Source organism: Streptantibioticus parmotrematis, assembly GCF_019890615.1.
In the GTDB taxonomy this organism is placed as follows: Bacteria; Actinomycetota; Actinomycetes; order Streptomycetales; family Streptomycetaceae; genus Streptantibioticus_D; species Streptantibioticus_D parmotrematis.
On the sequence record NZ_JAINVZ010000004.1, the window covers coordinates 274294 to 296350 of the forward strand.

The following is a 22057-nucleotide window of genomic DNA, read 5'->3' on the forward strand; positions in this document are numbered from 1 at the left end:
CGCCTACAGATACTCCGCCAGCACCTCCGCGAGATGCCGGGCCTCCACGCCCGCGAGCTGCGCGAGCTGGGTGTGGCAGGAGAGCCCGTCGGCGAGGACGACCGCGCCGTTGGGCGCGTTCCGTACGGCGGGCAGCAGGTGTTCCTCCGCGCAGGCCGCCGAGACCTCCCAGTGCCCTCGCTCGAAGCCGAAGTTGCCCGCCAGCCCGCAGCAGCCGCCCGCCAACTCTCCGGTGAGACCGGCACGTTCGCGCAGCGCGCGCTCCGCCGCGTCGCCCAGTACGGCGTGCTGGTGGCAGTGGGTCTGGCCGGTCACCGGGCGGTCGACGCGCGGGGGCGTCCAGTCGGGCGCGTACGTCCGGAGCGCCTGCGCGAACGTGATGACGGACGCCGCGAGCCGCCGCGCGTCCGGGCCGCCGAGCAGCTCGGGCAGGTCGGTGCGGAGGGTGGCGGCGCAGCTCGGTTCGAGCCCGACGACCGGAAGACCGGCGTCCAGCGCGGGCCGCAGCGCCTCGACGGTGGCGCGCATCGCGGCGCGGGCGCGGTCGAGTTGCCCGGTGGAGACGTACGTCAGGCCGCAGCAGACCGGCCCCGGCGGGACGACGACCCGCAGTCCGGCCGCCTCCAGGACCCGCACGGCGGCCCGGCCCACGCCCGGCCGCAGGTGGTTGGTGAACGTGTCGGGCCACAGCACGACCGTCCGCCCCTGACCGCCGCCGGCCCGCCGCGTCCGCCCGCGCCACCACCGCTGGAACGGCTCCGGGGCGAGGCGCGGGATCCCGCGCCGCCCGTCGATCCCGCCCAGCCGCCTGGCGAGCGCCGCGGCAGGCGTCGTGGCCAGCGCGTTCACCGCCGGGGCCAGCCGCAGCGCGGCGATCACGCGCAGCCACACCGGCAGCAGCCCCAACGAGTAGTGCGCGGCGGGCCGCCGTCGCCCGGCGTAGTGGTGGTGCAGGAACTCCGCCTTGTACGTGGCCATGTCGACGCCGACCGGGCAGTCGCCGCGGCACCCCTTGCACGACAGGCACAGGTCCAGCGCCTCGCGCACCTCCTCGGAGCGCCAGCCTCCGGTCACCACCTCGCCGGCCAGCATCTCGTGCAGCAGCCGGGCCCGGCCGCGCGTGGAGTGCCGCTCCTCGCCCGTCACGCGGTACGAGGGACACATCACGGACGCCGAACCCGCCGCGCTGTCGCGGCACTTGGCGACGCCCACGCAGCGCCGCACGGCCGCCGTGAAGTCGCCGCCGTCGCCGGGGTAGCCGAACTCGACGTCGACCGGGCGCCGGGGCAGCGGGGTGAAGCGCAGGTTCTCGTCGAGGCGGGCGGGGCGCACCAGGATGCCGGGGTTGAGGCCGCCGTCCGGGTCCCACGCGTCCTTGAACTCCTCGAAGACGCGGACGAGTTCGGGCCCGTACATCCTCGGCAGCAGTTCCGCGCGGGCCTGCCCGTCGCCGTGCTCACCGGACAGCGACCCGCCGTGCGCGACCACCAGGTCGGCCAACTCGCCGGAGAATCCCCGGTATCGGGCGATGCCCTCGGGCGTCAGCAGGTCGAAGTCGATCCGCACGTGGACGCAGCCCTCGCCGAAGTGGCCGTAGGGCGTGCCGCGCAGGCCGTGAGCCGCCATGAGGGCACGGAAGTCGCGCAGGTAGGCGCCGAGTCGCGGCGGCGGCACCGCGCAGTCCTCCCAGCCCGGCCACGCCTCGGAGCCGTCCGGCATCCGGGTCGCCGTGCCCGCGGCGTCCTCCCGCACCCGCCACAGCGCCCGCTGCGCGGCGGCGTCGGTGACCACCTCCGCGGCCGTCGCGTCCCCGGCGCGCACCACCGCCTCGGCCGCCGCCCGCGCCTGGGCCGCCGTCGCGCCGCCGACCTCCACGAACAGCCAGGCGCCGCCGTGCGGCAGGGTGCGCGCCGCCGCACCCGCGAGGTCGGCCGCCATGCCCTCCACGGTCAGCGGCCGCAGCGGCAGCAGCCCGGGCGCCGCGTCCGCCGCCGCGCTCTCGTCGGGGTAGCCGAGGACCGCGAGGGCGCGCGCGGCGGGCACGTCGACCAGGGCGACCGTCGCCTCGGTCAGCACCGCGAGCGTGCCCTCGCTGCCGGTGAGCGCGCACGTGACGTCGGCCCGCCGCTCGGGGAGCAGCGCGTCCAGCGCGTAGCCGGAGATGCGGCGGGGCAGGTCGGGGTAGCCGGTGCGCAGCAACGCGAGGTGGCGTGCCGTCAACTGCTCGATGCTGGTGGCGATTTCGGGCGGCAGACCCGCGATCCCGGAGCCGCTCCCCGATCCGGCTCCCGTTCCCGTTCCCGCTCCTGTCCCCGTTCCCGCCCCCGTCGTGAACCGCCGCCCCCGGTACGTCACCCCCGCAAGGCCGCGCACGTTGTCCGCCGTCGTCCCCCACGCCACCGAGTGCGCGCCGCAGGAGTTGTTGCCGATCATGCCGCCGAGGGTGCAGCGGGAGTGGGTGGACGGGTCGGGGCCGAAGGTCAGGCCGTGCGGCGCGGCGGCCTCCCGCAGGCGGTCGAGGACGACGCCGGGCTGCACGACGGCCGTGCGCGCCTCGGGGTCCAGGGAGCGGATCGCGTTCATGTGGCGGGTGAAGTCCAGCACCACGCCCACCCCGGTCGCCTGGCCCGCGATGGACGTGCCACCGCCGCGCGCCACCACCGGCACGCCGTGCTCCCGGCAGACCGCGAGCGCGGCCTCGACGTCGTCGGCGTCCCGGGGCGCCACGACCGCGGCCGGGACCCGCCGGTAGTTGGAGGCGTCCATCGTCATCAGCGCGCGGGAGCCCGCGTCGCACACCACCTCACCGCGTACCGACGCCCGCAGCGCCTCTTCCAGGTCCCGCGTCACCTCTGCCATGGTCACTACAGTGCCCGTCCCGCTCCGTGTCGCACCGCGTCTCGCGTGGTCGCCCCGGGGTGTCTCATCGACTGGAACACGGTCCGCACCGGCCCGGTGACGGATTACGCTGCGAACGTGGCCGATATCCAGATTCCCGCAAACATCAAGCCCGCCGACGGTCGCTTCGGTTCGGGCCCGTCCAAGGTGCGGACCGAGGCGCTCGACGCCCTGGCCGCCACCGGAACCTCCCTGCTCGGCACCTCCCACCGCCAGGCTCCGGTCAAGAACCTGGTCGGTTCGGTGCGCGACGGCGTCCGCGAGCTGTTCTCGCTGCCGGCGGGGTACGAAGTGGTGCTGGGCAACGGCGGGTCCACCGCGTTCTGGGACATCGCGACGCACGGCCTGATCCGGCGCAAGTCCCAGCACCTGTCGTTCGGCGAGTTCTCCTCGAAGTTCGCCAAGGCCGCGAAGCTCGCGCCCTGGCTGGCCGACCCGACCGTGATCGAGACCGAGCCCGGCACCCACCCCGAGGCGTCCGCCGAGGCGGGCGTGGACGTGTACGCGTTCACCCACAACGAGACCTCCACCGGTGTCGCCATGCCGCTGCGGCGCGTCGACGGCGCCGACGAGGGGTCACTCGTTCTGGTGGACGCCACCTCCGGCGCGGGCGGCCTGCCCGTGGACATCGCGCAGACGGACGTCTACTACTTCGCGCCGCAGAAGTCGTTCGCGGCGGACGGCGGCCTGTGGATCGCGGTCTTCTCGCCCGCCGCCCTGGAGCGCGCGGCCGAGATCGCCGCGTCCGACCGGCACATCCCGGCCTTCTTCGACCTGCCGACCGCGATCGACAACTCGGCGAAGAACCAGACGTACAACACCCCGGCGCTGGCCACCCTCTTCCTGCTGGACCAGCAGCTGAAGTGGATCAACGGCCAGGGCGGTCTGGAGTGGGCGGTCAAGCGCACCGCCGACTCCTCCTCGCGGCTGTACGGCTGGGCCACCTCCTCCGACCACGCCACGCCGTTCGTGCACGACCCGGCCAAGCGCTCGCAGGTCGTCGGCACGATCGACTTCACCGAGGGCGTCGACGCCTCCGCGATCGCCAAGGCGCTGCGGGCCAACGGCATCGTGGACACCGAGCCGTACCGCAAGCTGGGCCGCAACCAGCTGCGCGTCGCGATGTTCCCGGCCGTCGACCCGGCGGACGTCGAGGCGCTGACCGCCTGCGTCGACTACGTCATCGAGCGCCTCTAGCCGTCACGGGCGGCGGGCCCACGCGGGCCCGCGTCCCCCGGCACACCCCGGCGCCGCGGTCTCACCGGCCGCGGCGCCGCAGTCTGCGCGTACCGACGACCAGCAACGCGGCGACGGTGAGGAAGGCGAGGCCGAAGAAGGTGTGCCGGTGGCCTCCCGAGCCCGCCGCCGCGCCGCCGGAGGCCGGTGCGCCCGATCCCGAGGGATCCGCCGACGCCCTTACGGAGTCCGGGAGTTCGCTGCCGGACAGCGGCACCCGGTAGACCTGGCTGTCCGTGCCCTCGCTGCCGGTCATCAGCGCGCGCCCGTCCGGGGTGAACGTGACCGACTCGCCCTGCTGCTGGACCGGCACGTCGGGATTGCCGATCTCGGCGCCGAGCCGGTCGCCGTTCCAGCGGTACTCGCTGCTCATGAAGTAGCCGCGGAACACCAGCCGGGTGCCGTCCGGCGAGAACGCGCCGTCGGTCACCCAGGGCACGTCGGCGATCGGCCTGAAGACGTTGATGCCGGAGGCCGACAGCTTCGCCGGGCCCTCGTAGAGGTGGCCGCCGTCCTCGTTCTTGCTGGCGATGTAGACCCGGCCGGTTTTCGGCTCGACCATCAGCGACTCGGCGTTGCGCGGCCCGTCGGAGTAGCGCACGGTGTACGTCGTGGCGTCCACGGTCTGGTCGCGCAGCGTCTTCGGCTCGGGGAAGCGGTAGAGGTAGACCTCGGGCCAGGCCCCGTTGAGGTTGTCGCCGATGTCGCCGAGGTAGATGTCGCCGTCCGGGCCGATGGAGATCGCCTCGCAGTCGCGGGCGTGCACGCCGCGCAGGGTGATCCGGGCGACGGTGGCACCGGTCCTGGAGTCGATCGCGTAGACGTAGGGGCCGTCGCCGCTGTCGTTGTGCGTCCAGTAGACGCCCCGGTGCAGGTGGCTGGCGGCCAGGCCGCTGGACTCGGTGATGCGCGGGTCCTTCATGGTGAAGGCGACGGCGGGACCGCTGTCGGCGCAGGCCGGGACGGCGGCGGTGACCGCGAGGACGGTGGCGGCCAGCGGGACGGCCCAGGTACGCGCGCGCATGCGCCCAGCCTGCCATCCCGGCGGAGTGCCGTCGTCTCCGGCGTCCGCGTCCCGCTGTCGCCTGTGGCCGCGCGTCGCTGTCGCCTGTGGCCGGATTCACGCGGCCCGGCCTCGCGGCGCGGCGCGGTCTTCCAGGATGATGCGCGCATGCGGTATCTGTTCGTCGGCGACTCGATGACCATCGGCAGCGCCGGCGACCACACGTGGCGCTACCGGATGTGGCGGCACCTGAGCGCGCTGGACGAGCCGTTCGCGATCACCGGTTCGCGGACCGCGCTGTACGACAAGGACGCCGACGCTCCCGTCTCGCACCGCTACGCCGACCCCGCCTTCCCGCCGTCCGCGCGCGGGCACTTCGCCGGGTGGGGCGAGGGCTGGCTCCAGCTGGCGCCGCTGGTGCGCGCGGAGGTGGCGGCGCAGCGGCCGGACGTACTGCTGGTCTCGCTGGGCCTGATCGACCTCGGGTTCTACACCGACGCGGCGCGCACCGAGGAGTCGCTGCGCTCGTTCGTGGCCGAGGCGCGGGCCGCCTCGCCGTCGGTGCGGATGGTGCTGCTGCCGGTCATCCCCAACACCCGTGCGCAGAGCGACGCGTGGTTCGCCGCGCAGTGCGACGAGCTGAACGTGCGGACGGCCAAGGCGGTCGCCGACCTGGACTCGGCCACCTCCCCGCTGCTGCTGGCGTCCCGCCCGCCGGGCTACGACATCCACCGCGACACCTACGACGGCACCCACCCGAACGCGACCGGCGAGCACCGCATCGCGGCGGCCTTCGCGAACGCAATGCACCAGGCGTGGGGCGTGGGCGGGCCGTACGCCCTGCCGAGCTGAGCGGTTCGCGGCGCGCGCCTCATCCGCCACCCCCGCCGCGTCGTCGGGCCGCCTCGATCGGTGGCGACAAATGCCCTGACGGGGTCATCGTCCGCCATGGAGAACGCTACTCTGAGTTGTGCATTGCGTCACACCAAGTAGCTGTCAGGGAGCGGCCCATGGACGTCCACAAGGTGGTGGGCGAGCGCATCGCCAAGGCGCGGCGCCGCAAGTACTGGTATCAGCGGGAGCTGGCCCTGGCAATCGGCAAAGGCGAATCCTGGGTCTCGCAGATTGAGCGTGGGGCGCTGTCCCTGGACAGCATGAAGACCGCCGAGAAGATCGCCGAGGTGCTGGGGCTGTCCGTCCCGTACGTCTTGGCGTTCGATGTTCGCTGTCCTGACTACCGTCCTGTCCCTGACGCCACCCGTTCGGACGACCTTCCCGCTGCGGCTGTGGATCTGACAGACTCGGACATCGTGTTACGACGTACGTTTCTCAGTACCTCCGCAGGAGTCGCCGCGACGGCCGCCGTTCCGCACGAAGAGCACGGAAGCGGTCTCGACTCCACGACGATGACTGATCTGCGGTCCACCTCAACGGCGTACCGTCGCGCATATCGTGCAGTGCCCGCCGAAGCGCTGCTGCCCGCCGCGCGGGCACAAGTCCACCTGGTGCACTCATTGCGGCCGGAGGCACAGCCCGATCGCCAACGACGTGAACTGCTCCGGCAGTTGAGCGAGATGGCCGCGCTCACCGGGATCATGTCGTACATGGACGCCGGCGACGAGCGAACGGGCAGGGCGTACCTGGATTTGGCGCACCGAGCTGCCAAGGCTGTCGGCAGCGCGGACCTGCTGGCGATGGCGCTTGCCACGAAGGCCTTCGTGAACAGCTACACCGGTGATCCGGACGGTGGGCTGGACTGCGCACTGGCGGCAGTCGACCATGCCGAACACGGCACCGATCCGCGGATGCACGGCTGGGTACTCGCGGTGTGCTCCGAGATGCACGCCAGCCTCGGAGAGGAACGCGAGTGCCGCCTCGCCCTGGACCGTTCGCGTCAGATCATCGACGGTCTCGACCCCGATCCGGTGTGGTCCGGGATCGGCTGGTACGACATGGCGAAAGCGGATGCCTACGATGGCGGAGATCTGGTTCGGCTGGGCCGCTATCGCGAGGCACTGCCATGCCTGAATGCCGCGTTGGCCTCGCTCACGCCGGACATGATGCGCCACCGGTGCACGGCCCATGTGGACCGGGCGGAGGCGTACGCGGCAGCTGGTGAGGTGGACGCGGCCGTTGAGGACGCCCACACCGCGCTGACCCTGCTGGAGCAGACTCACCACGCCAATAGTTTGGACCGGATCACCCGGCTCCACCGGAATTTGCGTCAACGCGACAGCAGGGCTACACGAACACTTGCCGAGCATTTGATCCACACCCGAGCCCTCGTCTCCGCTGGAGCGCCCGCATGAACCGTACTGGTCTCGTACTCGACTTCGGTGGCGTGCTGACCACGCCCTTGTTGCCTGCGGTTCTGGCCTTCGAACAGCGTGAGGGGCTGGCCGAGGGGGCCTGCATCACCGCGCTGTACCTGGACGAGGAGGGAACCCGGCGGACCCACGACCTGGAGCGCGGGGCGATCTCACAGCGTGAGTGGAACGAGGCTGCGGCGAGGAGCCTCGGGGTAGCGGCGGACAACCTGATGGGCCGCATCTTCGCCGACCTGCGCCCCGAGGCCCGGATGATCGAGGCCGCCGCCGCGGCACGGCGCGCGGGGCTGAAGGTGGCTGTGCTGTCGAACTCCGTCGGACTGGACCCGTGGGATCTGTACGACGGGTACGACCTGGACCGGCTGTACGACGCCGTGGTGATCTCGGAGCACCACAAGATGCGCAAGCCGGAGCCGGAGATCTTTCACGTCGCGCTGGAGTTGCTGGGGCTGCCGGCCAAGGAGTGCGTCTTCGTGGATGACACTGCCCACTACCTTCCCGCCGCAGCGGAGCTGGGCTTCGCGACCGTGCACGCGACAGCCCCTGACGCCACGATCGGCCAGTTGGAGGGCTTGCTCGGGATCCCCCTCACTCAGGAGGTCTAGACCCACCCACAGTCACATTGCGGGTGACAGCATGACTGCGCACGGCGGATCCCGGATCTCGGTTCACTGAATTCCGGCGTCACCATCACAGAACCCACGGCGACGCCCTCCACAGGAACCGAACGAGGGACGACCCGATGAGGCACAAGTCGGCGTACGAGGAGTCGGCTTCGAGCACCACGAACACTTTGCGATTCGACATCCCCGGCCAGCCGTACTTCGTCAGCGTCGCGAGAAGACGACTCGTCGCCACCGTCCGCGACTGGAATGGCAACGCGGTAGCGGCAGATGCGGCGGAGGCTGTTGGGCTTGTCGCCTCCGAACTTCTGACGAACGCCGTGTCGTACGCGGAAGGCTCATTGGCCATCAGCCTTCGGCAAGAGGGAACGCGCGTCCTCCTGGAAGTGCGCGATCAGAACCCCCAACTCCCTATGCTCCGCTGCCCGTCCGAAGACGACGAGCACGGGCGCGGCCTGGCACTGGCCTCGGCTCTGGCGCTGAGATGCGGCTGGGAAACAGTGGCGGGCGGGAAGGTCGTCTGGGCTGAGTTGGCCGTCTGTCCGGCTCAGCCGGACCCCACGGTCCGCCGTCCGCTCCGGCCCACCACGCTCGGGCCCCTCCGGCGTGCACCAGCTCCCCTACCCGCTTCCGCTCCCGGCCGTCGCGTGAAAGCCGTTCCGGCCATGGCGCATCCGAAGAACGGTGACGGCCGGCCCGACGACCTGCCGACGAAGACGCCGGCCCGGCCGCCGCGTCCCGGCGCGGACTGACCACTTCACACACCACCATCCTGACCCAGCGCAGAAGGGCGGAAGCTCATGGGGACCCATGGCGACGGCAAGGGCGGCGCGGAAGGCGACAAGAAGCAGCCGCCTCGGGAGTCGGACGGCCAGTGGCCACGACCGATTCCGAAAAAGTGAGGACGTCGTGACGACACCGGAACGGCTGATCGAGATCCTGGCCAACAAGAAGACCCTGCCTGCCTCGTGGCGTCAGGCGGTCGCCACCGTCGACCGGGGCCTGTTCGTCCCGGGCACCATCGAGGTCGATGACCGGACGATCCACAGGAGCGATGGCTCCGATGAATGGGCCAGAGCGGTCTACGGTGACCTGTCGCTGATCACCCAGATCAACGACGGCAGGCCCACGGGCGAAGACGCTTACCGGCTTCCCACCTCATCGTCCTCCATGCCCACCGTCATGCTGGAGATGCTGGACGCCCTGGATGTGCGACCGGGGCATCGCGTACTGGAAATCGGCACAGGAACGGGCTACAACGCCGCCCTGCTGTGCCGACGGCTCGGGGATGAGAGCGTGACGTCGATCGAGGTCGATCCCGACGTCGCCGCGACTGCCCGGCGCAATCTCGAGGCCGCGGGCAGCAGCCCGAGGCTTGTGGTCGGCGACGGTCTCGCCGGGCACGCTCAAGGCGGCCCGTACGACCGGATCATCGCCACCTGCACAGTGCGGGACATCCCGTTCGCCTGGATCGAACAGCTGGCTCCCGAGGGCAGGCTGATCACCCTTTGGGGAAGCTCCTACTTCGCCTACTCGTACGCGTCCCTCACAGCGACCAGGCGGGGGGAGGCGACGGGTCGGCTGTGGGGGCGTCCGGCGTTCATGTGGCTGCGCGGCCATCGTAGCGGCGCCGGGCTCCTCCGGGAGTGCCTGCACCACCGGGACCAGGCAACGGTCCGACGCACGCGGCTCAGCCCGTACGACGTGGAGGACCTCGACCCCAGATTCGCCGTCAGTCTGTCCGTGCGTGACGCGTGGCCTTTGCTGTGCACCGCCGAGGACGGCAGCGACGAGGCCACACTCTGGGTCATCTCCGACGACCACGCTTCCTGGGCCGCCGTCGAGTACGTCCCCGGCCAGACCGACTTCGGGGTCAGGCAATACGGCCCACGATCGGTGTGGAACGAGGTCGAGCGTGCCTTCGCCTCCTGGGAGGGTGCGGAGAACCCTGGCCGCGAAAGATTCGGGCTGACGGTCGACACCAACGGACAGCATCTCTGGCTGGACTCTCCCGATCGGCCATGGAATCCTCCGTCCGATTGACCGCTGCGGCAATACACGCCACGGACAAGACACGGTCTTGCTTCGAGCGCACTCCAACCTGGTTGGCTGGGGCGCATGGAGTACACGCAGCTCGGACGCAGCGGTCTGAAGGTCTCCCGACTGGTGCTGGGCACCATGAACTTCGGGCCGGTCACCGACGAATCCGACAGTCACGCCATCATGGACGCCGCGCACGACGCGGGGCTGAACTTCTTCGACACCGCCAACGTCTACGGCTGGGGCGAGAACAAGGGCCGCACCGAGGAGATCATCGGCTCCTGGTTCGCCAAGGGCGGCGGCCGCCGGGACAGGACCGTCCTGGCCACCAAGGTCTACGGCGACATGGGCGGCTGGCCCAACGAGGGCAGGCTGTCCGCCCTCAACATCCGCCGCGCCGCCGAGGCCAGCCTCAAGCGCCTGCGCACCGACCACATCGACCTCTACCAGTTCCACCACGTCGACCGGAACACGCCCTGGGACGAGATCTGGCAGGCCGTCGACGTCCTGGTCCAGCAGGGCAAGGTCGTCTACGCGGGGTCCAGCAACTTCGCCGGCTGGCACATCGCCAAGGCGAGCGAGGCCGCGCGGCGCCGCGGGTCGCTGGGCCTGGTCTCGGAGCAGTGTCTGTACAACCTGATCGAGCGCCGCGCCGAGCTGGAGGTGATCCCCGCCGCGCAGGACTACGGCCTCGGGGTCATCCCCTGGTCGCCGCTGCACGGCGGCCTGCTCGGCGGCGCGATCCGCAAGGAGCGCGAGGGCGGCGCGGGCCGCAGCGGCACCGGGCGCAGCGCCGACGCGCTGAAGAACGCCGCCCAGCGCGACCAGATCCAGGCGTACGAGGACCTGTGCGCCAAGCACGGCCACGAGCCGGGCGAGGTCGCGCTGGCCTGGCTGCTGACCCGGCCCGGGGTGACCGGCCCGATCGTCGGCCCGCGCACCGGCGAGCAGCTCGCGTCCGCCCTGCGGGCGGTGGAGCTGGAGCTGGGCGGGGAGTTCCTGGCCGGTCTGGACGAGATCTTCCCGGCCACCGGACCGGCGCCGGAGGCGTTCGCCTGGTGACGCCGGTGGCGGTCGCGAGCGGTCGACGGACCGCGGCCGTCCCCGCCGACCGGGGTCAGCGGACCGCGGCCGCCACGACCACCACGGCCAGCATCAGCACGAGGGCGGCGGTCATCACTCGGGTTCGGGTCTTGGGATCCACCCGACGAGCGTAACCGGACCGCCCTACCGGCCCAGCGCCCAGGTCCCGGCCGTCTCGTACCGGGGCCGGGCGCCGGGCACCCCGGGCGTGGGCGCAACGCTGTGGACCAGCTCGATCCGGTCGGCGGTCCATGTCTCGCTCTCGTACCCGGCGAGCGCCGCGACGTGCGGCCGCAGGCCGGGCCCGCGCGCCCCGCCCCGGCCGCGCCCGCGGGCCAGTGTGACGTGGGCCCGGAAGGCGCGGCCCTCCTCGACGGCGATGCCGCAGCGCCTGGCGGCGGCGGTCACCGATCCGGCCAGGTGCCGCAGCGCGTCGGTGTCGCCCGCCACGCCCGCCCACAGCACCCGGTCGCCGAACCGGCCGGCGCCCGCCAGCCGCAGCGTCATCGGCGGATGCCGGTGCGCCGCCCGGTCCAGCCGCTCGCCGAGCGCGGGCAGCGTGCCGGGGTCCACCTCGCCGAGGAAGGCCAGCGTGAGGTGGCGGTCCGCGTCGGCGGTCCAGCGCAGCGCGTCCCCGGTGTCCGCGAGGGTGTCCGTCAGCGGGCGCACGGCGGCGTCGAGCCCGCGCAGCACCTCCGGTGGCGGCACGAGGGCGACGAAGAGCCTCATACGCCGATCATCCCGCCTCCGCGCGCCCCGATCACCCCCGCGCCCGCCCGCCCCGATCACCCCGCGCCCGCGCGCCTCCGTACCCCGCGTCGTCCAGGATCCGGCCGGAAGACGACGGTTGCACGCCTGCTGTCATGTTCCCGCCATAGCCTGTTCGCGCCGCGTACCGCTTCTTGAGCGGGCCGCTCGCCCCAGCCCATGCTGAACGCCGTCCATCCCCCCAACTGCCTCTGGAGGCACGGCACATGGGCATGAAGACGACTTCGGCACGCAGCCGTTCCCGGGCCGTCGCGGCAGCCACCGCGGCCCTGGCGACCACCGCCGTCCTGGCGCTCGCGGGCAGCGCCGCGCCGGTGGGCGCGGCGACCGCGTTCGGTCCGCAGACCCCGCTCGCCGCGGGATCGCACGGGACCGGCCAGGTCAGACCGTACGACGACGGCGTGTGGGGCGGTTACGTCGCGCAGGGCCGTTTCACCAGCATCAGCGGTTCCTGGGTCGAGCCGCAGGCGACCTGCAACACCAGCAACGACCTGTTCGCCCCCTGGGTCGGCATAGACGGCTACGGCTCGCAGACCGTCGAGCAGACCGGCGTGCAGACCGACTGCTCCAGCGGCCGGCCGGTGCTGTCGGCGTGGTACGAGATGTACCCGGCGGCGCCGGTGTACTGGAGCAACCCGGTCAGCGCCGGTGACACCATCACGGCGTCGGTCGTCACCAAGAGCCGCGGCAGCTACACCATCACCCTCAGCGACACCACCAAGGGCTGGACCCAGCACACCACCCAGCGGCTGTCGGCGCAGAACGTCAGCGCCGAGGCGGTCATCGAGTCGCCGACCCAGAGCTACCCGTCCTTCGACGAGCTCGACTTCTCCAACGTGACCGTCAACGGCCAGCCGTTCTCGTCGTACGACCCGCAGGCCATCACCAGCGGCGGCTACGGGCCCGGCGAGCTGAACGGCGGCGACTTCTCCATCACGCCGGAGGACGGCGGCTGGGCCTCGCACGCCACCCCGTCCCACCAGGCGGCACGTCCGGGCACGATCCGGTACTGAACGGCCTTTCCCCGGAAGGGAGTCGCGCGAGCGCGTGCACGTGACGCGCGAGCGTGAAAAGGGGCCCGGCCGGGCGCGCACGACGTCGCGCCCGGCCGGGCCCCGCTCACGCCCACCTCACGCGGCGACCGCGGCCGCCTCCTCTTCCTGCTCTTCCTGCCCTTGAGGCGCCCGCTGCCGGGGGACCAGCGCGACGCCGCGCCGGTCGACCCGTACCCGCATGTCGCCCGCGCGCATCAGGATCGCGGCGATCGCCAGGCCCGACAGCGCGGAGACCAGGCCGCCGAGCGAGAAGCCGACGCGCGGCCCGTAGCGGTCGGTGATCCAGCCGACCAGCGGACCGCCCAGCGGGGTGCCGCCCACGAACACCATCATGAACAAGCTCATCACCCGCCCGCGCATCGCGGGATCGGTGGCCAGCTGCACCGAGGAGTTGGCGGTGGTGTTGATGGTGATGCCGAACACCCCGACGACCACCAGCAGTCCGGCGAACAGCCACACCGACGGCGACCAGGCCGCCGCCATCTCCAGCGCGCCGAACACCACCGCGGCGGCCAGCAGCATCCGCATCCGGGTGGTCGCCCTGCGGGCCGCCAGCAGCGCGCCGCCCAGCGAGCCGAGCGCCATCGCGGTGTTGAACATGCCGTACGTGCTGGCCCCGGCGTGGAACGTGGTGTGCGCGAACGCCGACAGCCAGATGGGGAAGTTGAAGCCGAAGGTGCCGATGAAGCCGACCAGCACGATCGGCCAGATCAGGTCCGGCCGCCCGGCGACGTAGCGCAGGCCCTCGCGCAACTGGCCCTTGCCGCGCGGCGGGCGCTGCACCTCGTGCAGCTCGCTCTCGCGCATCAGCATCAGCCCGATCAGCGGCCCGGCGAACGACAGCCCGTTGATCAGGAACGCCCAGCCGCTGCCGACCGCGGAGATCAGCACACCGGCGACGGCCGGGCCGACCAGACGGGCGGTCTGGAAGTTGGCGGAGTTGAGGCTGACCGCGTTGCGCACGTCCTTCGGGCCGACCATCTCGACCACGAACGACTGCCGGGTGGGGTTGTCGACGACCGTGACCACGCCCAGCAGGAAGGCGATCAGGTAGACGTGCCACACCTGGACGTGACCGCTCAGCGTGAGCACCGCGAGGGCCAGGCCCAGCAGGGCCATGGTGGCCTGAGTGAGCATCAGCAGCTGACGCTTGGGGTAGCGGTCGGCGATGACGCCGCCGTACAGCCCGAACAGCAGCATCGGCAGGAACTGCAGGGCGGTGGTGATGCCGACCGCCGTCGAGGACCCGGTCAGGCTGAGCACCAGCCAGTCCTGGGCGATGCGCGACATCCAGGTGCCGGTGTTGGACACCACGGCACCGGTGGCGAAGAGCCGGTAGTTGCGGACCTTGAGCGAGCTGAACGTCTGGCGCCTGGACGGCTCGGCCGCCTCGGCGGCGGCGTCCCGCACCGGGGGCTGCTCCACCGCGGCCCGCGGGGTCTCCGCGGCGGCCGGGGGGTGCGGTGCGTTCGTGGGGGTGGTCGGGTTCGATCCGGGTGCGGCGTCTGCTCCGGGGGCCGAACTCAAGGGTGTCTCTCCTCACCTGGGCGATCCGGATGCTCCGGACTCTCTCGGACGATCGTGCGTGCTCGCGCTGTCCCCCGCCGCCCGCCGCCTGCCGTCCGGCCGCCTGACGGCGGCTCACGGCGGCTCAGAGGTGGGCCAGTTTCTCCAGCACCGGCGCCGCCTCACGCAGCAGCGCCCATTCCTCGTCGGTCAGGCCTTCGGCGAGCTCCGCCAGCCAGACGTTCCGCTTGCGGCGGCTCTCGGCGAGCATCGCGTCGGCCTGCTCGGTCCTGCTGACGACGACCTGGCGCCGGTCCTCGGGATGGGGGTCCCGGCGGACCAGGCCCTTCGCCTCCAGCATGGCGACGATGCGGGTCATCGACGGCGGCTGCACGTGCTCCTTGCGCGCGAGCTCCCCAGGGGTGGCGGAGCCGCAGCGGGCCAGGGTGCCCAGGACGGACATCTCGGTCGGGCTGAGGGTCTCGTCCACCCGCTGATGGCGAAGGCGCCGGGACAGCCGCATGACGGCCGACCTCAGCGAACTCACCGCGGCGAGATCGGCCTCGGACAGTGTGGTCACGACTGTTAGATTATCTCATTACTTACGCTAAAGAAAAGTCCGCAGCCGCACTCAAACGCCCGTGTGCGCGAGATCACCCTTACGAGTGATGCGGGTCCGAGAACGGCGGCATCACCCGGGCCCTCCGTGGACCGTATGACTATGGGACCGGACGGATCGCCAGCGCACGGATCGAAGGTGCTCAGCCTGCGGATCGACGCGGACCTGCTCGACCGCGTCGCCGGGCACGCCGCCAGACACGGCATGAGCGTGCAGGACTACGTCGTCCGGATGCTGGTCCGCGACGACTTCGACGAGCGGTTCAAGAGCGCGGTGGACGCGACGGAACGCTTCTACGCGGGCTGACCGGGCTGCTCGGGCTGTCCGAGCCGGGCCGACTGGTCGGGCCGTGCCGCCTGACCGGAGGCCAGGCAGTGGTCGAGCAGCCGCCCGACCGCCTCCCGCTGCGCCGAGTACGGCACCTCGGCGGCCACCAGCCGTCGCGCGTGCTGCCGTACGAGGTCGTGCAGGCCGTACCGCGGCGTCCCGTCCTCACCGCGCGCCGTGAACAGCAGGTGGTCGGCGCGCAGCCGCTGGAGCGTCCACGCGGCCTCCGGCACCGGACAGGCGGCGACGGCGGCCGCCGCGGCCGGGGTGATCGCACCTCCCGGATGCAGCCCCAGCAGCCGGAACATCCGGCGCGCCGGATCGTCCAGCCGCCGGTACGAGACGTCCAGCGCGGCGCGCAGCGGCAGGCTGCCCGGGGCGCTCTCCAGCCGGTGGACGTGGTCGGCGAGCGACCAGCCGGACCGCCGGAAGATCTGCGACGCGGCCGTGGTCAGTTCCAGCGGCAGCCCCCCGCACAGTGCCGCGAGCCGTTCGGCGGCCCGGGGTTCGGCGCGCAGCCGCTCCTCGCCGACCACGCCCGCCAGCACCGCCAGTGCGTCGTGCGTGGCCAGCGGGCGCAGCGTCAGCACCCCGGCGTCGAGGCCGGGCAGGGCGCGCCGCGAGGTGATCAGCGTGCGGCCGGAAGCCGGCAGCAGGTCGCGCACCTGGCCGGGCCCTGCCGCGTCGTCCAGTACGACCAGCGGCGCCCGGCGCGCCGTCAGCCGCCGGTAGAGCGCGACCCTCTCGTCCCGGCCCAGCCGCCGCACCTGCTCCCTGGGCACCTCCAGCCCGCGCAGCAGCGCGCCGAGCACCGCGTACGGATCGGCCGGGGGCCCCGCGGGGTCGAACCCGCGCAGGTCGACGTGGAGGTGCCCGCCGCAGCCCCCGCGATCGAGCACCCGGCGGGCCGCGCACAGCGCCAGCCGGGTCTTGCCGACCCCGGGCATCCCGGCGACGACGGTCACGCCGCGGGTCAGGCACGCCAGCCGGTCCAGCTCCCGGTCCCGCCCCCGGCAGTCCACCTCCGCGGCGTCCGGAACGCCCTTGACCGGCACGGCCGGTGACGCGGTCGCGGGCGCGCCGTCCAGCGTGCAGCGCAGTGCGGCGCGCCAGGGCGCGGGGTCGGCACCGAGGGCGCGGACGACGTCCGCCAGGAGTTCGGCGTCCATCCTGCGGCGGCCGGTGCGGAAGCAGTCGTAGACGGTGATGCGGCCGGGGACGCGTTCGGCGCCGGGCAGGCCGCGCCGGGCCCTGATGTCGGCGATCCGCCGGACGATCTCCGAGTACGAGGGGTCGCCCGCGTCGGAGCGCAGCAGCCGCAGCCGTTCGACCAGTTCGTCCAGCGTGCGTGCCGGTCCGGGTGCGCGCGCCGGTCCGGCCGCCGGTGTCCCGAGCCCGGTCACCGGCTCCCCGAGTGATGTCGCCAAGGCCGTCCTCCCCCTCAGCCGCCCCGCCCCGCGCCGGCTGGTCCCGCCGACGGGCCGACGGCTCAGCCAGGATCGCCCGTGGGCCCTACCGGGTCAACTGATGTGAATGCCAAGGGGAGTTACTAGGCTGAAATGTATCGCTGGACGGCGGCCGGGACAGGGCGCGGGGCTCGTGCGCGCGGGGGCGCGAGGACGGCGTCCGACGGTGGACGCGGGCGGTGTTCGGGCTCGTTCGGCGCCGCATTCGGGTTCGTTCGGAAGCCGCGACACCTGTCCGCGGCGCGGCCACCGTGGTGGCCGGAACGCGACCCCGCGTTCCGCGACCCGCATCCGGATCCACCACGGAAGGACCCTCCATGGCTCTGCGCACCCGCGTCGCCGCAGGCGTCGCCACGCTCGCGCTGTCCCTGACCGGCCTGGCCGCCGTCGCCGCCCCGGCCGACGCCGCCACCCCGCAGGCCGCCGCGGGCCACGCCCACGCCGTCACGCCGGACGTGTTCCGGATGAACTACTTCTACGGCACCGGGCCGACGATCCCGCTGGCGACGCAGACGGCACTGCTGGAGGCGCAGATGGCCGGCTTCAGGCCGTACCAGTGCAGCACCGTGCAGACCACCGGCCAGCAGGGCGGCTACTACGTGACGATCCTGTGCGAGTCGATGAGCTGACCCGCCGAGGCGGTCGGCGTCACCGGCCCGGATCCCCCCGAGGGGCCGGGCCCGGCCCGTCTCACGTCAGCCGCAGCGCCGGCATCAGGTAGTAGAAGGCGAACACGGCCGAGACCACGTAGAGCGGCACCGGCACCTCGCGCCAGCGGCCGGTGACGATCCGCAGCACGCAGAAGGTCAGGAAGCCGATGCCGATGCCGTTGGTGATCGAGTAGGTGAACGGCATCATCAGCATCGTCAGGAACGCCGGGACGGCGATGGTGAAGTCGCTCCAGTCGATGTCCCGGACGCTGTTGGACAGGATCAGGAAGCCCACCGCGACCAGTGCCGGGGTGGCGGCCTGCGCCGGGACCATGGTGGCCAGCGGCGTCAGGAAGAGCGAGATCACGAAGAGCAGGCCGGTCACCACGGCCGACAGCCCGGTGCGGGCGCCCTCGCCGACGCCCGCGGTGGACTCCACGAAGCAGGTGTTGGCGCTGCTGGAGGTGGCGCCGCCGAGCGCGGTCGCGACACCGTCGACGAACAGCACGCGGTTCATGCCCGGCAGGTCGCCCTTGGGGTCGAGCAGGTGCGCCTCGTCGCAGACGCCGAGGATGGTGCCCATCGCGTCGAAGAAGCCGGACAGCAGCACGGTGAAGACGAACAGGACGCCGGTCACGATGCCGACCTGGTGGAAGCCGCCGAACAGGCTCACCTTGCCCACCAGCCCGAAGTCGGGTGTGGCGAACGGGTCGCCGGGCCACTTGGGCACCGTCAGGCCCCAGGAGGCGGCCGGGACCTTGGCGACCGCGTCGATGATCAGCGCCAGCACGGTCATGGCGACGATGCTGATGAGGATCGCGCCGGGCACCTTGCGCACGATCAGCGCCAGCGTCAGCAGCGCGCCCACGATGAAGACCAGCACCGGCCAGCCCAGCAGGTGCCCGTTGCCGCCCAGCTGGAGCGGGACGGTGGTCTGCTCGGAGTCCGGGACGCGGGAGACGAAGCCGGAGTCGACCAGGCCGATCAGGAAGATGAACAGGCCGATGCCGATGGCGATCGCCTTGCGCAGGCTCAGCGGCACCGCGGCCATCACCCGCTCGCGCAGGCCGGTGGCGACCAGCACCATGATCGCCAGACCGGCGAGCACCACCATGCCCATCGCGTCCGGCCAGCTCATCCTGGGCGCGAGCTGGAGGGCGACGACGCTGTTGATGCCCAGGCCCGCGGCGAGCGCGATGGGCACGTTGCCGATGACGCCCATCAGCAGCGTGGTCAGGGCGGCGGTCAGCACGGTGGCGGTGACCAGCTGGCCGTGGTCGAGGTGGTGGCCGTACTTGTCGACGCCGCTGCCGAGGATGATCGGGTTCAGCACGATGATGTACGCCATCGCGAAGAAGGTCGCCAGGCCACCGCGGATCTCCCGGTAGACGCTGGAGCCGCGCTCGGAGATGCGGAAGTAGCGGTCGAAGGCGTTGCCGGGCAGCGGGGCCTGCGGCGAAGCGGAGCCGACCGGGGAGGTGGCCGAGCTGGGCATGGGGGTCCTCGGAATCCTCGCGATGACGGGACAGGGGAGTGCACTGGCCTGGTCCAAGTCTGATCACTTTCAGACGTTCTTACGAAACAAACCGGCCAGTCAGAGGTCGTTTCAGTATGAACAGATACCCCCTCCGACTTCCATCTCCGCGCGTAGACATCAGGTACGGGCCACCTCCCGGAGCGGCGGCGGCCCCGCCGGAGGTGCCCCGTAGGCTGTGCGGCATGAAGTCGAAGTGGACGCCGCTGCACGAGACGCCGGAACCGCTGGAGGCGAACGACGTCGCGATCGTCACCGGCGGCACGATCGTCTGGCTGGTCCTCTTCCTCGGTCAGCTCCCCTTCTACGGCTGGTACGCGGACCACGGCCACGCCTGGTGGATCTGGTGCTGCGCGGCCGGCGCGGCGCTGGGCTGCGTCGGCATCCTCTACGTCCGCAGGCGCAGGGACGCGATCCGCCGGGCGGCGGCGTCCCGCGAAGCGCACGACGGCGTGGCCTGAGGGCAGGCCCCCCGCGAGCCGGGGGGCAAAGGCGGGCAGACCGGTACGAATGCCACGTACTCTCGATCCATGACGGACCGTGTCGCCACCTCGCCCGCCCGCGCCCAGGGCCTGACCTCCGCCGAGGTCGCCGACCGCACCGCACGCGGCGAGGTCAACGACATCCCCGTGCGCAGCTCCCGTTCGGCCGCCGACATCGTCCGGGGCAACGTCTTCACCCGCTTCAACGCCATCCTCGGCGTCCTCTTCCTGATCATCGTGGCCGTCGGCCCGATCCAGGACGGACTGTTCGGCTTCGTGATCGTCGCCAACACCGCGATCGGCATCGTCCAGGAGCTGCGCGCCAAGAAGACGCTGGACAGCCTCGCGGTGGTCGGCGAGGCGAGGCCGACCGTGCGCCGCGACGGACGGGCGACCGAGGTGGTGACCTCCGCGATCGTGCTGGGCGACCTGATCGAGCTGGGCCCGGGCGACAAGGTCGTGGTGGACGGCGAGGTCGCCGAGGCCGACGGCCTGGAGATCGACGAGTCGCTGCTGACCGGTGAGGCCGACCCGGTGCTCAAGAAGCCGGGCGACGAGGTGATGTCGGGCAGCTTCGTCGTCGCGGGCGGCGGCGCCTTCACCGCGACCAAGGTCGGGCGCGGCGCCTACGCGGCCCAACTGGCGGAGGAGGCCAGCCGCTTCACCCTGGTCCACTCCGAACTGCGCGGCGGCGTCAGCCAGATCCTCAAGTACGTGACGTGGATGATGATCCCGGTCGCGGTCGGCCTGATCGCCAGCCAGCTGTACGTGGAGGGCAACGACTGGCGCGAGGCGGTGCGCCGGATGGTCGGCGGGATCGTGCCCATGGTGCCCGAGGGCCTGGTGCTGCTGATGTCGGTGGCGTTCGCGATCGGGGTGGTGCGGCTGGGCCGCAAGCAGTGCCTGGTGCAGGAACTGCCCGCGATCGAGGGGCTGGCCCGGGTGGACACCGTCTGCCTGGACAAGACCGGCACGCTGACCGAGGGCGGCATGGACGTCACCGAACTGCGGGTGCTGGACGGCGCGGACGAGACCCACGTGCGCGGAGTACTGGCCGCCCTCGGCGCCGCCGACCCGCGTCCCAACGCCAGCCTCCAGGCCGTCATCGACGCCTACCCGGCGGAAGCGGCGGACGACGGCGCGGCGGGCCCGCGGTGCGTCGACGTGCTGCCGTTCTCCTCAGCCCGCAAGTACAGCGGGGCCGCGCTCTCGTACGACGGCGACGGACGCGGCGAGCACTGGCTGCTGGGCGCGCCCGACGTGCTGCTGCCGCCGGGCCACCCGGAGCTGGCCGAGGTGGACGAACGCGGGGCGCGGGGCCTGCGCGTGCTGCTGCTGGCCCGTACCGAACGGGCGCTGGACGACCCGGAGGTGGCCGCGTCCGTGGAGCCCGCGGCGCTGGTCGTGCTGGAGCAGCGGCTGCGCGAGGACGCCGGGGAGACGCTGCGCTACTTCGCCCAGCAGGACGTCGCCGCCAAGGTGATCTCCGGTGACAACGCGGTCTCGGTCGGCGCGGTCGCCGCCAAGCTGTCGCTGCCCGGGTCCGAACGGCCGGTGGACGCGCGGGAGTTGCCGCGCGAGCCGGAGCGGATGGGGCAGATGCTGGAGGACGGCAGCGTCTTCGGCCGGGTCACGCCGCAGCAGAAGCGGGACATGGTCGGCGCGTTGCAGTCGCGCGGCCACAACGTGGCGATGACCGGCGACGGCGTCAACGACGTGCTGGCTCTCAAGGACGCCGACATCGGGGTGTCGATGGGATCCGGCAGCGAGGCCACCCGCGCGGTCGCGCAGATCGTGCTGCTGGACAACAGCTTCGCCACGCTGCCCTCGGTGGTCGCCGAGGGCCGCCGGGTGATCGGCAACATCACCCGGGTCTCCACCCTCTTCCTCACCAAGACCGTCTACTCGGTGCTGCTCGCGCTGCTGGTGGTGATCTGGCGGGTGCCGTACCCGTTCCTGCCCCGGCACCTGACACTGCTGTCGACGCTGACCATCGGCGTGCCGTCGTTCTTCCTCGCGCTGGCACCCAACACCGAACGCGCGCAGCCGCACTTCGTGCGCCGGGTGATGCGGTTCGCGGTGCCGATGGGGATCATCGCGGGCGCGGCCACGTTCGTCACGTACATCGTGGCCCGCCACCACTACGGCGGCGCGGGGGCCCGCGAGGCGGAGACCAGCGCGGCGACGCTGACGCTGTTCCTGATCTCGATGTGGGTGCTGGCCGTCGTCGCCCGCCCCTACACCTGGTGGCGGATCGCGCTGGTGCTGGCGATGGGGGCGGCGTTCCTCGTGGTGCTGGTGACGCCGTCGCTCCAGTCGTTCTTCGCGCTGCGGCTGGTGGGCACCGAGGGGCCGTGGACGGCGGTCGGCATCGCGGTGATCGGCTCGCTGGTGGTCGAGGGCGCCTGGCAGGTCATCAAGCGCAGGCCGGTGTGAGCCG

Annotated in this window: 19 protein-coding genes; 12 read left to right on the forward strand and 7 right to left on the reverse strand. The window is 72.2% G+C overall.

The window, feature by feature from the left end; genetic code table 11:
- Positions 1-3: 3 nt before the first annotated feature.
- Positions 4-2859 carry an FAD-binding and (Fe-S)-binding domain-containing protein gene (locus K7472_RS08545; RefSeq protein ID WP_222975723.1) on the reverse strand — a complete coding sequence of 952 codons (2856 nt, stop codon included), beginning with the start codon at positions 2857-2859 and terminating at the stop codon, positions 4-6.
- A 117-nt stretch (positions 2860-2976) separates the two neighbouring features.
- Here K7472_RS08545 and serC point away from each other — a divergent pair, with 117 nt between their 5' ends.
- Positions 2977-4095 carry a phosphoserine transaminase gene (gene serC, locus K7472_RS08550; RefSeq protein ID WP_109446068.1) on the forward strand — a complete coding sequence of 373 codons (1119 nt, stop codon included), beginning with the start codon at positions 2977-2979 and terminating at the stop codon, positions 4093-4095.
- 61 nt (positions 4096-4156) lie between these two features.
- On the opposite strand, the gene K7472_RS08555 is transcribed toward serC, so the two are convergent.
- Positions 4157-5158: a hypothetical protein gene (locus K7472_RS08555; protein ID WP_222975745.1), complete on the reverse strand. Its 1002-nt coding sequence runs from the start codon at positions 5156-5158 to the stop codon at positions 4157-4159.
- A 147-nt stretch (positions 5159-5305) separates the two neighbouring features.
- On the opposite strand from K7472_RS08555, the gene K7472_RS08560 reads away from it, so the two are divergent.
- The 6 genes from K7472_RS08560 (at position 5306) to K7472_RS08585 (ending at position 11189) form a co-directional block, all read left to right on the forward strand.
- Positions 5306-5989, forward strand: a complete 684-nt coding sequence (locus K7472_RS08560; protein ID WP_222975747.1) for a GDSL-type esterase/lipase family protein — start codon at positions 5306-5308, stop codon at positions 5987-5989.
- Positions 5990-6147: 158 nt separating this feature from the next.
- Positions 6148-7446 (forward strand): helix-turn-helix domain-containing protein, encoded by a 1299-nt coding sequence (locus K7472_RS08565; RefSeq protein ID WP_222975749.1) that lies wholly within the window; start codon positions 6148-6150, stop codon positions 7444-7446.
- On the forward strand, positions 7443-8069 hold the full coding sequence (locus tag K7472_RS08570) for an HAD-IA family hydrolase (protein WP_222975751.1): 627 nt from the start codon (positions 7443-7445) through the stop codon (positions 8067-8069). Before K7472_RS08565 ends, K7472_RS08570 begins: the two co-directional genes overlap by 4 nt.
- A 137-nt stretch (positions 8070-8206) precedes the next feature.
- Positions 8207-8839, forward strand: a complete 633-nt coding sequence (locus K7472_RS08575; protein WP_222975753.1) for an ATP-binding protein — start codon at positions 8207-8209, stop codon at positions 8837-8839.
- 157 nt (positions 8840-8996) lie between these two features.
- Entirely contained in the window at positions 8997-10130 is a 1134-nt protein-coding gene (locus K7472_RS08580) for a methyltransferase domain-containing protein (protein WP_222975755.1), read from the forward strand.
- Positions 10131-10205: 75 nt separating this feature from the next.
- Positions 10206-11189 (forward strand): aldo/keto reductase, encoded by a 984-nt coding sequence (locus K7472_RS08585; RefSeq protein ID WP_222975757.1) that lies wholly within the window; start codon positions 10206-10208, stop codon positions 11187-11189.
- Between the two features lie 165 nt (positions 11190-11354).
- On the opposite strand, the gene thpR is transcribed toward K7472_RS08585, so the two are convergent.
- Complete coding sequence (gene thpR, locus K7472_RS08590) at positions 11355-11939, reverse strand: RNA 2',3'-cyclic phosphodiesterase (RefSeq protein ID WP_222975759.1); 585 nt, start codon at positions 11937-11939, stop codon at positions 11355-11357.
- A gap of 251 nt (positions 11940-12190) precedes the next feature.
- Between thpR and K7472_RS08595 the strand changes: the two genes are divergently transcribed.
- Positions 12191-12991, forward strand: coding sequence for a G1 family glutamic endopeptidase (locus K7472_RS08595; protein ID WP_222975761.1), 801 nt, complete (start codon positions 12191-12193; stop codon positions 12989-12991).
- A gap of 117 nt (positions 12992-13108) precedes the next feature.
- Here the strand turns inward: K7472_RS08595 and K7472_RS08600 are convergent, their stop codons facing one another.
- Together K7472_RS08600 and K7472_RS08605 are read right to left on the reverse strand one after the other, a co-directional pair.
- Positions 13109-14560: an MFS transporter gene (locus K7472_RS08600; protein WP_222975763.1), complete on the reverse strand. Its 1452-nt coding sequence runs from the start codon at positions 14558-14560 to the stop codon at positions 13109-13111.
- A 124-nt stretch (positions 14561-14684) separates the two neighbouring features.
- Positions 14685-15062, reverse strand: a complete 378-nt coding sequence (locus tag K7472_RS08605; protein ID WP_222976122.1) for a MarR family winged helix-turn-helix transcriptional regulator — start codon at positions 15060-15062, stop codon at positions 14685-14687.
- A 198-nt stretch (positions 15063-15260) separates the two neighbouring features.
- Between K7472_RS08605 and K7472_RS08610 the strand changes: the two genes are divergently transcribed.
- On the forward strand, positions 15261-15464 hold the full coding sequence (locus tag K7472_RS08610; RefSeq protein WP_222975765.1) for a BrnA antitoxin family protein: 204 nt from the start codon (positions 15261-15263) through the stop codon (positions 15462-15464).
- Here the strand turns inward: K7472_RS08610 and K7472_RS08615 are convergent.
- Positions 15452-16912 carry a Cdc6/Cdc18 family protein gene (locus tag K7472_RS08615; protein ID WP_222975767.1) on the reverse strand — a complete coding sequence of 487 codons (1461 nt, stop codon included), beginning with the start codon at positions 16910-16912 and terminating at the stop codon, positions 15452-15454. The two genes, K7472_RS08610 and K7472_RS08615, sit on opposite strands and share 13 nt — an antisense overlap.
- A 356-nt stretch (positions 16913-17268) precedes the next feature.
- On the opposite strand from K7472_RS08615, the gene K7472_RS08620 reads away from it, so the two are divergent.
- Positions 17269-17580, forward strand: coding sequence for a hypothetical protein (locus K7472_RS08620; RefSeq protein ID WP_222975769.1), 312 nt, complete (start codon positions 17269-17271; stop codon positions 17578-17580).
- A 61-nt stretch (positions 17581-17641) separates the two neighbouring features.
- Here K7472_RS08620 and K7472_RS08625 read toward each other — a convergent pair whose 3' ends face one another.
- Complete coding sequence (locus tag K7472_RS08625; protein WP_222975771.1) at positions 17642-19096, reverse strand: NCS2 family permease; 1455 nt, start codon at positions 19094-19096, stop codon at positions 17642-17644.
- A 224-nt stretch (positions 19097-19320) separates the two neighbouring features.
- On the opposite strand from K7472_RS08625, the gene K7472_RS08630 reads away from it, so the two are divergent.
- Together K7472_RS08630 and K7472_RS08635 are read left to right on the forward strand one after the other, a co-directional pair.
- Positions 19321-19596, forward strand: coding sequence for a DUF2530 domain-containing protein (locus tag K7472_RS08630; RefSeq protein WP_222975772.1), 276 nt, complete (start codon positions 19321-19323; stop codon positions 19594-19596).
- Between the two features lie 69 nt (positions 19597-19665).
- Positions 19666-22053: an HAD-IC family P-type ATPase gene (locus K7472_RS08635; RefSeq protein ID WP_222975774.1), complete on the forward strand. Its 2388-nt coding sequence runs from the start codon at positions 19666-19668 to the stop codon at positions 22051-22053.
- The last annotated feature ends 4 nt before the right edge of the window (positions 22054-22057 follow it).